Below are 12411 nucleotides of genomic sequence, written 5' to 3'. Positions count from 1 at the left end.
AGTGATTACAGTTTGAGTTTGTCTTTAATGAGTGCCATTTGTTCTTGAGTGGCAACCTCGCCAGCCAAGATGGCTGCATTTCTGGCCTTGAAATCACTTCCACTCATTTGTTTGAGTTGCGGTTGGATTGCAATGTCAGCACTTTTCAGTTCATATTGATTGATGCTGTTCTGCATGATTGAAATCGTTTGTTGCAGGACTCCAAAAGTGCCGCTTGCATCTTGATGTAAGGGCTCAGAAGAAATGTTGACTGCGATCACGATGGTTGCGCCCATCTGTCTGGCATAACTGACGGGTACAGGCGCTACTAAGCCGCCATCTACATACTCTTTGCCATTAATGCTTGCTGGTTGAAATACGCCAGGCACACTGCAGGATGCTCTCACTGCTAAGCCCGTATTGCCAGAACGAAAGAGCACACCTTTGCCGGTTTGTAATTCGGTTGCAACAATGCCGAGCGGCAGATTCATTTGCTCAATGGTTTTGTTCCGCACTTCTCGATTGACCATCGCTTGCAAAGCCTCACCTTTAATCAAACCTCCAAAACGCCCAGCAAAGGGTAGTCCCCAATCTGCGATAGTGGCCTCATCTAAATTGAGTGCTAGTCGATTGAGCTCATTGCCGGTGGCGCCAGATGCTAGTAGGGCGGCAATCACGCTCCCAGCGCTGCTTCCAACCACTAAATCGGGGCGGATACCCTGAGATTCCAAGGCCTTAATCACGCCGATATGGGAAAACCCCCTTGCTGCGCCTGCACCTAAGACCAAGCCTAGGACCGGTTTCCGAGACGGACTAAGGCTGCAGGCCCCTAGGCTTAGACTGCCAGCCAGGCCTAACCCCCAGCCCAGAAACTGGCGGCGGGGAGCGGAGAGGGTAAATTGGCGTAAAGATTTGGACATATGGCTATTGTATTGAGCCTACCTTATAATGGACTGACTGCTGACAAAGGATACCCAAATTTGCTTTGTTGTAGCCCCGGCATCTCTTCTAATAAGAAATCCAGAGATTGATTGCCTGTTATACCGAGAAAATATCTCAAACCCATTACTGAAATACTATTTAAGCCTACTCAGGGGATGCCTGATAGCCCGACTTTATGGATGATCACAATAAACGCGTAATTGAAACTGCACTCCTGTGCGCACAGGAGCCACTGAGTCCTGCTGATCTCACTCGCTTATTTGTAGAAGAGATATCCACTACAGAAATTAAAGCAGTCTTGGACGCCATTCAAGTCGAATGGCAGGACAAAGGCATGGAGTTGGTACACATTGCAACCGGCTGGCGTTTTCAGAGTCGCTTGTCCATGCGCGAGTATTTGGATCGCCTCACTCCTGAGAAACCACCTAAGTATTCCCGCGCTGTGATGGAAACCTTGGCGATCATTGCTTATCGTCAACCTGTAACCCGCGGTGAGATTGAAGAGATTCGTGGCGTTGCTGTGAGTAGTAATGTGATGAAGCAGCTAGAGGACCGCGGTTGGGTAGAAGTGATTGGCCACAAAGAAACCATTGGCCGCCCAGGTTTGTATGCCACAACCAAGCAATTCTTAGATGATCTGAGTTTGACGAATTTACAAAGTCTGCCGATGTTAGAAGATGTTGCGCCGGCCGCAGAGGATGTAGGTCAGGCTGTGATTCAATTTGATGTTGATACAGCCACCGAAACGATCACTGAGATTGTGACAGAAGAAGCCACGATTGAAACGGTGGAAGAAATCACCATCGAAATTACCGAAGAAAGCGATGCGTCAGACAATCCTGACGAGCAAAAATAATTATTAATGACTAGTTCCAACGAAAACGATTCACCACCAGTAGTGCATTCACCTCAGTCTGACGCAGCCCCATCCCCAGCGGAAGGTGCTCCTACCGAAGGCCATGAGGGCGCAGAGCGTCGTCCGCGTAGACCTGGTAAGCACCCCTTTAATAAGAAGCGACCCTTCAATAAAGATAAGCCACGCAGAGAAGGCGGCGAATCAAGGGGGCCTCGTGAGAGTGGCGGGCAGCCAGCTAAATTAGCACCCAATCCTGCTGAGAGTGAAGCCTTATTCGCTGCAGTAGTTTCTGGTGAATTTGATGCTGCCTTAGATGCCCCCGAAGTGGAGGATGTAAAACATCCTGAAGGTTTTAATGAGAACGACATCTCACATCAGACAGGTGCAGAGCGCCGTGCACAGCGCGTGCGTCATGATGAAGATGCGGATGCGCCTACTGAAGAAGAGATGAGCAGTTTGCAATTTGCAAACGTGGATGAGTTGCCATTAAGTTTGCGAGATGAGGTCTGGTCTGATCTCGATGGTCTTGACGACGAAGCAGATGATGAAGATACCGTCAAGTTACACAAAGTGTTGGCTGATGTTGGTATGGGCTCACGCCGCGACATGGAAGATTTGATTATTCAGGGTCGTGTCTCAGTAAATGGTTTGCCTGCCCATATTGGTCAGCGCATTGGTCCAACCGATCAGGTTCGAATTAACGGCAAACAAGTCCATCGCAAGATACAAACTAAGCCACCACGCGTGATTTTGTATCACAAGCCTTCTGGCGAAATCGTGAGTCAATCCGATCCCGAAGGACGCCCAACGGTATTTGATCGCCTACCAAAGCCACGTCAAGGCCGCTGGATTGCGGTCGGACGCTTAGACTTCAATACTGAAGGACTTTTACTCTTCACGACTTCTGGTGAATTAGCCAATCGTTTAATGCATCCACGCTACGGTATCGAGCGTGAGTACGCTGTACGAATTTTAGGTGAGCTAGGACAAGAGTCGATGGCGCAATTAAAGAGCGGCATTCAGCTCGATGATGGTCAAGCCCGTTTCTTGCGCTTAACCATGGGTGGTGGTGACGGTGCTAATCGCTGGTATCACGTTGCCTTAACTGAAGGTCGTAATCGTGAAGTGCGTCGCATGTTTGAGGCAGTTGGCCATACCGTATCCCGTTTGCTTCGAACCCGCTATGGCATGTTCTTATTGCCCCCAAGATTAAGACGCGGTAAGTGGGAGGAAGTTCCTGCTGAAGGCGTTGCTGCACTCATGCGCTCCGCTGGACTCAAAGTTCCACAAGCGCAGGATAAGAGTCGTAATCCCAACGGGAATGGCAACAGTCATCACCGTAATCCTCAGGCAGGTGGCGATCATCAGCCCGACCCAATGCAAACTTCAGTTTCGTATTGGGGTTCGCGCGACGCTCTAACGCTGGCTAGCGGGCACCATGGCCTCACGCATCAAGGCAGGGGCGGTCAGCCGAGTGGCGGTGGTGAAGGTCGGGGTCCCTTTCGCGGTCGAGCTCAGGGCGGCAGACCAGGTCAAGGCGGGCAGGGTGGTCAAGGTGCTCAGGGACAAAATCGCAATAAAGCCAAAAAAGTCCATCATGGACAGTCTGCCTTTGTGACTGGTAATCCCCAGAGTCCGGGTAATGGCCCTAAACGCAGCGCGCCTAAAGGCCGTAAGCCCTTCAATAAGGGCCCTAGAAAGCCCCGTAATCCGAGCGAAAGCTTCTGATTTCTATCGATTTTCTGTTAATTCAGCTATAATTTCGTTCTTACAGCGATTTACCGCTGATTTAGTTAGTAGCAATGGGTATGTATTTCCCGGCTGATGTTGCGATCAACGTAAGCCGGCCTGTTCTGAATTCGAGAATATGGGCTTTGAAGCCCATTTTTTTTTGCCGTTTCGGTATGAAGGGTTGATGTGAGAGATCAGCAGATTATTTCTGCGGAGTTGGAGAACTTAGGTTACGCGCTAGTCGATATTGAGCGTGAAGCCGGTGGTTTGCTCCGCGTCACGATTGAAAACCCAGATTACGAACGTTTGATTACGGTCGAGGATTGCGAGAGGGTCAGTCATCAACTGAGCTATGCATTGCCAGTTGAGAACATTCCTTATGAGCGTTTGGAGATTTCTTCTCCAGGCCTGGATCGTCCGGTCAAATCGGCAGAAGATTTTGTTCGCTTTGCTGGTATGGAAGTGGATTTGAAGTTACGTGTTGCTGTAGGTAGTCGCAAGAATTTTCGTGGTGTGTTGCAAGGTTTGCTGAGTGGCGATATTCATGCGCCTGATGCCAAATTTGGTTTGCTGTTTGAAGGCACCGATGGTGCTGAGTCTCAATTGGAGTTTTCATTAGCCGAGGTCGATAAGACTCGGTTGGTCCCTGTTATTGATTTCAAAGGAAGAAAGTCATGAGCCGAGAAGTTCTCATGTTGGCAGACGCCCTAGCGCGTGAAAAGAATGTTGATCAAGCTATTGTGTTCGAGGCGCTAGAAATGGCGTTAGCTTCGGCCACTAAGAAGCGCTATCCAAACGAGGATGTGGATATTCGTGTTTCCATCGACCGTGAGTCTGGTGAATACGAAACCTTCCGTCGTTGGTTGGTTGTTCCTAATGAAGCTGGTCTGCAAGAGCCGGATAAAGAGATCCTGCAATTTGAGGCTCAAGAGCAATTGGCTGACATGGAAGTTGGCGACTACATCGAAGAGCAAATTGAATCTTTGGCCTTCGGTCGTATTGGCGCACAAGCCGCTAAGCAGGTCATCCTGCAGCGTATTCGTGATGCTGAGCGTGAACAGATTCTGAACGATTACCTTGAGCGTGGCGAAAAAGTCATGACCGGTACCGTTAAGCGTGCCGATAAGAATGGCTTAATCATTGAATCTGGCCGAGTAGAGGCATTGCTGCGTCGCGATCAAATGATTCCGAAAGAGAACTTGCGTTCTGGCGACCGGGTTCGTGCTTACATTCTGAAAGTAGATCGCGAAGCCCGTGGCCCACAGATCGAGTTATCCCGTACTTGCCCAGATTTCTTGATCAAGTTGTTCGAGAATGAAGTTCCTGAAATGGAGCAGGGCTTACTAGAGATCAAGGGTGCTGCTCGTGATCCTGGTATCCGTGCCAAGATTGCCGTCGTCACCTATGACAAGCGCATCGATCCTATCGGTACTTGCGTTGGTGTGCGCGGTACTCGCGTCACCGCTGTACGTAACGAAGTGGCTGGCGAGGCAGTAGATATTGTGTTGTGGTCAGAAGACCCAGCTCAGTTTGTGATTGGTGCTTTAGCTCCAGCACAGGTCTCTTCAATCGTAGTTGACGAAGAGCGTCATGCAATGGATGTCGTGGTTGATGAAGAAAACTTGGCGATTGCGATTGGCCGTAGCGGACAGAACGTCCGTTTGGCGAGTGATCTAACGGGTTGGCAAATCAATATCATGACTCCAGAAGAGTCTGCTGAGAAAACAGAAAAAGAAGCTTCTTCAATTCGTCAATTGTTTATGGATAAATTAGACGTTGATCAAGAAGTGGCTGATATTTTGATTGAAGAAGGCTTTAATACTTTGGAAGAGGTTGCTTATGTTCCTCTTTCAGAGATGTTGGAAATTGACTCATTCGATGAAGATACTGTGAACGAGTTGCGTACTCGTGCACGCGATTCTTTATTGACTATGGAGTTGGCCAAAGAAGAGCGTATTGGTGAGGTTTCCCAAGACTTGCGTTCTTTGGATGGCATGACTCCTGAGTTGATTGCGAAGCTTGCTGACAATCAAGTACATACCCGTGACGACCTTGCTGAATTGGCTGTTGATGAGCTAGTTGAGGCGACACAAATTGACGAAGAAACTGCGAAAGCGCTCATCATGAAAGCGCGTGAACATTGGTTTACTTCATAAGAGGAAGCAGTGAATGGCAACAACAGTAAAAGTACTCGCTACGGAACTTAAACGGACCTCGACTGACCTTTTGGAGCAATTAAAGGCAGCAGGGATCGATAAAGGTTCTGAGGACGACAGCATTACCGAGAAGGACAAAAAAGTCCTGCTTGAGCATTTGCAAAAAGAGCACGGTAATGCCGATGCAGGGAATCGCAAAAAGATTACCCTGATTAAGCGCGAGAACTCTGAGATTCGTCAGGCGGATTCTGCTGGACGGACTCGTACCGTTCAAGTTGAGGTTCGGAAAAAACGGGTATTACTTAAGAGTGGTGAGGCTGCTGCTGCCCCTGAAGTAGAGGAAGAAAAGCCAGCCAAGGTAGCTGTAGCAAGCACGCCTGCGAAGTCGATTCTTTCTGAAGAAGAGCTGGAAAAGCGCGCTGCTGAAGCAACTCGTCAAGCTGAACTTTTAGCACGCCAAGAAGCGGAGATGAAGGCTGCTGAAGATGCACGTCAGAAGGAAGTTGCTGCTGTCGAACCTCCAGCCAAATCGAATGATGAAGCCGCAGCTGAAAAGAAAGCCGCATCTGAGAAGGCTGCTAAAGAGTTAGCAGCGACTAAAGAAAAAGAACTCGCTGATATTCGAGTACGTCGTGCTGCTGCTGAAGCCGAGGCATTAGCGATTCGCGACATGATGAGTGCGCCAGCTCGTGTTCTCAAGGCGCCAAGTGAGACCGCTGCTGAAGAAGCCAAAAAAGGCACACTGCATAAGCCCGCAAAGGTTGAAGGTGCAGACGATAAGAAAAAGGTTATTAAGGTTGGCGGCAAAACGATTAAGTCTGCCGAGACCTCCTCCACATGGCAAGAAGAGGGCGCAAAACGTCCTGGCGGACTGAAGACCCGGGGCGATAGCTCTGGAGGTGTTGGTGGTTGGCGCTCTGGCGGTGGTCGTAAGAAGCAACGTCAAATTGCTGAAGCCAACGTCGATACCAATTTCCAGGTGCCTACAGAGCCAGTAGTTCGTGATGTGCATGTTCCTGAAACCATTACCGTCGCTGAATTAGCGCACGCGATGGCAGTGAAGAGTGCTGAAGTCATTAAGTTGCTGATGGGTATGGGCCAAATGGTCACCATCAACCAAGTGCTCGATCAAGATACTGCGATGATTATTGTGGAAGAAATGGGTCACACTGCTCATGCTGCCAAACTCGACGATCCAGATTTGGATATCGGGGCTGAACCACATGATGCCGAGTTGCTTCCTCGCCCACCCGTAGTGACTGTGATGGGTCACGTTGACCACGGTAAAACCTCTTTGCTAGACAAGATTCGTTTAGCAAAAGTGGCCTCTGGTGAAGCGGGTGGCATTACTCAGCATATTGGTGCATACCATGTGGAAACCCCACGCGGCATGATTACCTTCTTGGATACCCCAGGTCACGAAGCCTTTACGGCGATGCGTGCCCGCGGTGCTAAGGCGACAGATATTGTGATTTTGGTTGTGGCTGCCGATGATGGTGTGATGCCTCAGACAAAAGAAGCCATTCACCATGCGCTTGCCGCTGGGGTGCCAATCGTGGTGGCTATTAATAAGATTGATAAACCCGAAGCTAACCCAGAGCGTGTCAAGACGGAGTTAGTTGCCGAGCAAGTCGTGCCAGAAGAGTACGGCGGTGATGTGCCGTTTATTCCGGTGTCTGCAAAAACGGGCGTTGGTATCGACGAACTCCTAGAGAACGTGCTCCTCCAAGCCGAGGTGCTTGAGCTCAAGGCGCCTAAAGATGCTCCTGCGCAAGGTCTTGTGATTGAGGCACGCCTCGATAAAGGTAAGGGCCCTGTTGCAACCATTTTGGTTCAGTCGGGCACCCTCAAGCGCGGCGATATGCTCTTAGCAGGTTCTAGTTTTGGTCGTGTCCGCGCGATGTTGGATGAGAACGGTAAGCCTTGTAATGAAGCGGGCCCATCGATTCCAGTGGAGATCCAAGGTTTATCTGAAGTTCCTGCAGCTGGAGAGGCAGTGCAAGTTGTTCCTGATGAGCGTAAAGCACGTGAGATTGCACTCTTCCGTCAAGGCAAGTTCCGTGATGTGAAGTTAGCCAAACAGCAAGCTGTCAAGCTCGAAACCATGATGGAAAACATGGGTGAGGGCGCAATTGAAGCGAAGCTCTTGCCATTGATTATCAAGGCTGATGTTCAGGGCTCGCAAGAAGCGCTTTCTCAATCATTGCAAAAATTGTCTACACCAGAGGTGAAAGTACAAATCGTTCATGCTGGCGTGGGCGGCATTACTGAGACTGACGTGAACTTGGCGGTAGCTTCAAAAGCAGTGATCATTGGCTTTAATTCCCGTGCTGATGCTGCTGCTCGCAAGTTGGCTGAGAATAATGGCGTTGATATTCGATATCACAATATTATTTATGACGCGGTAGACGAAGTTAAAGCTGCCTTGAGTGGCATGTTGACTCCCGATAAGAAAGAAGAAATCACGGGCATGGTCGAGATTCGCCAAGTCTTCTTGGTCTCTAAAGTTGGCGCGATTGCAGGTTGTTTGGTCTTAGATGGTGTGGTCAAACGCAATTCAAGCGTTCGTCTCTTGCGCGATAACGTCGTGGTCTGGTCAGGCGAATTGGATTCGCTCAAGCGCTTCAAAGATGATGCCAAAGAAGTGCGTGCCGGTGTTGAGTGTGGCTTGTCATTGAAGGGCTACAACGACATCAAGGAAGGCGATCAGCTTGAGGTATTCGAAGTGACTGAAGTAGCCAGAAGCCTCTAAGCCGATCACTAAGCTCCTATGCATAAAGCTAGCCCTCATCGCAACCAGCGCCTTGCCGATCAAATTCAGCGAGACCTGGCTGAGCTGATTCCAAGAGAGCTGCGTAATCCCAGTTTGGGTTTAATTACCTTGCAAAGTGTTGAGCTCTCTCCTGATTTAGCCCATGCCAAGGTTTTCTTTACCGTCCTGGGTGCAGAGCCTGATCATGCATTACAAGCTTTGCAAGAAAAAGCGGGTTATTTACATTCTTTGTTATTTAAACGTTTACATATTCACACGGTGCCAACATTGCACTTTCACTATGACGTCTCAGTCGAGCACGGAATTGAAATGTCTAAACTGATTGATCAAGCGGTTGATAGTGATCATCGGGATGAAAATAAGTAACCCTATGTCAGTGCGCATCGATGGAGTTGTGTTGTTAGATAAGCCAGCCGGAATGAGTTCTCAAGGGGCTGTTACCGCTGTTAAGCGCGCTTTCAATGCCGATAAAGCGGGCCATACCGGTACTTTAGATCCAATGGCTACAGGCCTACTCCCGATTTGTTTGGGTGAGGCTACCAAATATTCACAAGACTTACTCGACGCCGACAAGACTTATATTGCTAAAGTTCAATTTGGCAGCAGAACTGATACGGGTGATGCTGAAGGTCAGATAGTCGAAACCTTTGACTTGCCTAATTTTGCAGATGAGGCAGCGATTCAAAAAGCCTTAGATTCTGTTTTGATGCAATTTACTGGTGCTATTCAACAAGTGCCACCAATGTATTCCGCACTCAAGCGTGACGGTAAACCTTTATATGAATATGCTCGTGCTGGTGTAGAGCTTGAACGAACACCCAGAGAAATCATCATTCATCGGATCCGTTGGACCGATATTCAGTGGCCTCAAGCTACTTTGGAAGTAAGCTGCAGTAAGGGCACGTATATCCGTGTCCTTGCGGAAGATATTGGTTCGGCACTGCACTGCGGCGCCCATTTAATCGGTTTGCGCAGAACCGAAGTGGGGCATCTCAATCTTGAGCAATCCTTTACTTTGGAGTCGATTCAAAAAGGTCTGCAAGAGAGCTCCACTTATATTTTGCCAGTCGATGCCTTATTGCAAACCTTGCCCCACTTAACGGTGGATGAGCAGCAGGCAAAACGTTTAGAGATGGGGCAAAGAGTCCCGCTGAATCTGCCTTCGATTGAAGCTTTAGTCCGCATTTATCGTGCAACCGCAGCTCCTCATAACTTCATTGGAACTGCGGATTGGCGTTCTGGGGTCTTGCATCCCAAGCGCTTGATTTCGCAAGCCCATTAAACCATTTTGACTTATTTATTCATTAACCTGATTTCACTTTTACCTTAACTTTAGAAGCTTCACATGACTAAACGCGCACTCCGTAACATTGCCATCATCGCCCACGTTGACCACGGCAAAACGACATTGGTTGACCAGCTCTTGCGTCAATCTGGCACCTTCCGTTCCAATGAAAAAATGACCGAACGCGTCATGGACTCAAACGATCTCGAAAAAGAGCGTGGTATTACTATTCTCTCGAAGAACTGTGCAGTGGAATACGACGGCACTCATATCAACATTGTCGACACACCAGGACATGCCGACTTCGGTGGCGAAGTAGAGCGTGTGCTCTCGATGGTTGATGGTGTATTGCTCTTGGTTGATGCAGTTGAAGGCCCAATGCCTCAGACCCGTTTCGTGACTAAGAAAGCCTTGGCACTCGGATTAAAGCCAATCGTCGTTGTGAATAAGATTGATCGCCCAGGCGCTCGTCCTGACTATGTGATTAACGCCACTTTTGAGTTGTTTGATAAATTAGGCGCTACTGAAGAGCAGCTCGACTTTCCCATCATTTACGCTTCTGGCTTGAATGGTTTTGCAGGCCTGACAGATGATGTGCGTGAGGGCGATATGCGCCCCTTGTTTGACGCTGTCCTCAAGCATGTGCCTGTCCGTGATGACAATCCAGACGGCCCATTACAACTACAGATTACCTCAATTGAATACAGCACTTACGTTGGTAAGATCGGTGTTGGTCGTATTAACCGAGGCACTGTGAAGCCCTTGATGGATGTCGTCTTTATGGATGGCCCAGACGGTGCTGTTCGTAAAGGTCGCATTAATCAGGTACTCAAGTTCCGTGGTCTCGAGCGCGAGCTTGTCGACGAAGCAATGGCTGGCGATATTGTTCTAGTGAACGGTATTGAAGACTTGGCAATTGGCACTACGATTTGTGCACCCGACTCTCCAGAAGCATTGCCAATGCTCAAGATTGACGAGCCCACTTTAACCATGAACTTCATGGTCAATACCAGTCCCTTGGCCGGTCGTGAAGGCAAGTTTGTAACAAGCCGTCAGATTCGTGAGCGTTTAGATCGCGAGCTCAAATCTAATATGGCTTTGCGCGTTAAAGAGACTGATGACGATACCGTTTTTGAAGTATCTGGTCGCGGTGAATTGCATCTCACCATTTTGGTGGAGACGATGCGTCGTGAAGGCTACGAGTTGGCGGTGTCCCGTCCACGCGTAGTGTTCCATGAAGAGAATGGCGTCAAGATGGAGCCATACGAGAACTTAACAGTGGATGTTGAAGATACTACCCAAGGCGCCGTGATGGAAGATTTGGGTAAGCGTAAAGGCGAGTTGCTTGATATGGTGAGTGATGGCAAAGGCCGTACCCGTTTAGAGTACCGTATCCCAGCGCGTGGCTTGATCGGCTTCCAAGGTGATTTCATGACCATGACTCGCGGTAATGGTTTGATGAGTCACACCTTTGATGCTTATGCCCCAGCTAAAGATGGTATTTTGGGTGAGCGTCATAACGGTGTACTGATTAGTCAAGATGATGGCGATGCAGTGGCATATGCTTTATGGAAGCTGCAAGATCGTGGCCGCATGTTTGTGAGTCCTGGCGACCCACTGTATGAAGGCATGATTATTGGCATTCATAGTCGTGATAACGATTTGGTTGTGAACCCCATTAAAGGTAAGCAATTAACCAACGTTCGCGCCTCAGGAACGGATGAAGCGGTCCGTTTGGTGACTCCAATCGCTATGAACCTCGAGTACGCAGTCGAGTTTATTGATGATGATGAATTGGTAGAAGTCACACCAAAGAGTATTCGTCTGCGCAAGCGTTACCTCAAGGAGCATGAGCGTAAGAAAGCCTCACGCGAGTAATTATCGCCAATCAAAAAGCCACCCTCGGGTGGCTTTTTTTCAACCTTTTCCCTTAAATAATGGGGGTTTTGCGCCATCTTAATTTTGTAGTAACATTGCTACATTAAAGAGAAAGCATAGGGTTGCGCTAATGATTACTACTTTATCAAGTCGTGAATTTAATCAAGATACCAGCAGGGCTAAAAAAGCAGCTAAAACTGGACCTGTTTTAATCACCGATCGCGGAAGACCCGCACATGTCTTGATGACATTTTCTGAGTATGAAAGGGTTACAGGAAAAAGTAAAAGTATTCTAGATCTTGTGGGTATGAAGAGTGCAGGCGATATTGAGTTCGAGCCTGAGAAAATACAAAGCTTTTCTAAGCCCATCGGAGATGCTTTGTAATGTATTTATTGGATACAAACGTTGTATCAGAATTTAGAAAAGCAGGTAGCGGCAGAATTAACAAGGGAGTTGAGCAGTGGGCTGAAGGGGCCTCTGCAAATTCAATGTTTATTTCTGTTATCTCGATATTTGAATTAGAGATGGGGATCTTGCAAATTGAAAGACGCGATAAGAAGCAGGGTTCGGTCTTAAGAAAATGGCTTAACAAAAATGTTTTAGGAACATTTTCTGAAAGAGTTCTCCCTATTGATGCGGCTGTTGCTCAGCGTTGTGCTAGCCTTCATGTGCCGAACCCAAAGTCAGAGCGCGACGCCATGATTGCTGCAACTGCAATTGAACATCGCATGACGATTGTTACTAGAAATGTCTCAGATTTTAGTCAGTCAGGGGTAAAAATTTTCGATCCGTGGGCCTAATCTTTTTGCT

General features: G+C 48.4%; 11 protein-coding genes. 10 read left to right on the top strand and 1 reads right to left on the bottom strand.

Annotation, left to right across the window (positions count from 1 at the left end):
• Nucleotides 1-5: 5 nt before the first annotated feature.
• Nucleotides 6-899 (bottom strand): patatin-like phospholipase family protein, encoded by an 894-nt coding sequence (locus tag ICU98_RS06005; RefSeq protein WP_215351326.1) that lies wholly within the window; start codon nucleotides 897-899, stop codon nucleotides 6-8.
• Nucleotides 900-1096: 197 nt separating this feature from the next.
• Between ICU98_RS06005 and scpB the strand changes: the two genes are divergently transcribed.
• From scpB to ICU98_RS05955, 10 genes are all read left to right on the top strand, one after another.
• The gene (gene scpB, locus ICU98_RS06000) at nucleotides 1097-1777 is read left to right on the top strand and encodes an SMC-Scp complex subunit ScpB (RefSeq protein ID WP_215351324.1); all 681 of its coding nucleotides are present in this window, start codon (nucleotides 1097-1099) and stop codon (nucleotides 1775-1777) included.
• 6 nt (nucleotides 1778-1783) lie between these two features.
• Nucleotides 1784-3505 (top strand): 23S rRNA pseudouridine(2605) synthase RluB, encoded by a 1722-nt coding sequence (rluB, locus tag ICU98_RS05995; protein ID WP_215351321.1) that lies wholly within the window; start codon nucleotides 1784-1786, stop codon nucleotides 3503-3505.
• Between the two features lie 189 nt (nucleotides 3506-3694).
• A complete protein-coding gene (gene rimP, locus ICU98_RS05990; protein ID WP_215351318.1) occupies nucleotides 3695-4186 on the top strand; it encodes a ribosome maturation factor RimP in 492 nt (163 codons plus the stop codon).
• Complete coding sequence (gene nusA / locus ICU98_RS05985) at nucleotides 4183-5664, top strand: transcription termination factor NusA (RefSeq protein ID WP_215335870.1); 1482 nt, start codon at nucleotides 4183-4185, stop codon at nucleotides 5662-5664. The genes rimP and nusA overlap by 4 nt, the downstream gene beginning before the upstream one ends.
• Before the next feature lie 13 nt (nucleotides 5665-5677).
• Nucleotides 5678-8416: a translation initiation factor IF-2 gene (gene infB, locus ICU98_RS05980; RefSeq protein ID WP_215351315.1), complete on the top strand. Its 2739-nt coding sequence runs from the start codon at nucleotides 5678-5680 to the stop codon at nucleotides 8414-8416.
• An 18-nt stretch (nucleotides 8417-8434) separates the two neighbouring features.
• Nucleotides 8435-8803 carry a 30S ribosome-binding factor RbfA gene (gene rbfA, locus ICU98_RS05975; protein WP_215351312.1) on the top strand — a complete coding sequence of 123 codons (369 nt, stop codon included), beginning with the start codon at nucleotides 8435-8437 and terminating at the stop codon, nucleotides 8801-8803.
• A gap of 4 nt (nucleotides 8804-8807) precedes the next feature.
• On the top strand, nucleotides 8808-9719 hold the full coding sequence (gene truB / locus ICU98_RS05970; protein ID WP_215351309.1) for a tRNA pseudouridine(55) synthase TruB: 912 nt from the start codon (nucleotides 8808-8810) through the stop codon (nucleotides 9717-9719).
• Nucleotides 9720-9782: 63 nt separating this feature from the next.
• Complete coding sequence (gene typA / locus ICU98_RS05965; RefSeq protein ID WP_215351306.1) at nucleotides 9783-11600, top strand: translational GTPase TypA; 1818 nt, start codon at nucleotides 9783-9785, stop codon at nucleotides 11598-11600.
• A gap of 130 nt (nucleotides 11601-11730) precedes the next feature.
• Nucleotides 11731-11985: a type II toxin-antitoxin system Phd/YefM family antitoxin gene (locus ICU98_RS05960; protein WP_215351303.1), complete on the top strand. Its 255-nt coding sequence runs from the start codon at nucleotides 11731-11733 to the stop codon at nucleotides 11983-11985.
• Nucleotides 11985-12401: a type II toxin-antitoxin system VapC family toxin gene (locus ICU98_RS05955; RefSeq protein WP_215351300.1), complete on the top strand. Its 417-nt coding sequence runs from the start codon at nucleotides 11985-11987 to the stop codon at nucleotides 12399-12401. Before ICU98_RS05960 ends, ICU98_RS05955 begins: the two co-directional genes overlap by 1 nt.
• The last annotated feature ends 10 nt before the right edge of the window (nucleotides 12402-12411 follow it).

The sequence above is a fragment of the Polynucleobacter sp. MWH-P3-07-1 genome (assembly GCF_018687555.1).
Lineage (GTDB): Bacteria > Pseudomonadota > Gammaproteobacteria > Burkholderiales > Burkholderiaceae > Polynucleobacter.
The sequence above is the reverse complement of the archived record's forward strand: the minus strand, read 5'-3'. Positions and strand labels throughout refer to the sequence as shown.

Bases quoted from the DNA above. Each gene is read 5' to 3' on its own strand.
- nusA (WP_215335870.1), top strand. From the start codon at position 4,183: ATGAGCCGAGAAGTTCTCATGTTGGCAGACGCCCTAGCGCGTGAAAAG.
- infB (WP_215351315.1), top strand. From the start codon at position 5,678: ATGGCAACAACAGTAAAAGTACTCGCTACGGAACTTAAACGGACCTCG.
- scpB (WP_215351324.1), top strand. From the start codon at position 1,097: ATGGATGATCACAATAAACGCGTAATTGAAACTGCACTCCTGTGCGCA.
- ICU98_RS05960 (WP_215351303.1), top strand. From the start codon at position 11,731: ATGATTACTACTTTATCAAGTCGTGAATTTAATCAAGATACCAGCAGG.
- truB (WP_215351309.1), top strand. From the start codon at position 8,808: ATGTCAGTGCGCATCGATGGAGTTGTGTTGTTAGATAAGCCAGCCGGA.
- rluB (WP_215351321.1), top strand. From the start codon at position 1,784: ATGACTAGTTCCAACGAAAACGATTCACCACCAGTAGTGCATTCACCT.
- rbfA (WP_215351312.1), top strand. From the start codon at position 8,435: ATGCATAAAGCTAGCCCTCATCGCAACCAGCGCCTTGCCGATCAAATT.
- ICU98_RS06005 (WP_215351326.1), bottom strand. From the start codon at position 899: ATGTCCAAATCTTTACGCCAATTTACCCTCTCCGCTCCCCGCCGCCAG.
- typA (WP_215351306.1), top strand. From the start codon at position 9,783: ATGACTAAACGCGCACTCCGTAACATTGCCATCATCGCCCACGTTGAC.
- ICU98_RS05955 (WP_215351300.1), top strand. From the start codon at position 11,985: ATGTATTTATTGGATACAAACGTTGTATCAGAATTTAGAAAAGCAGGT.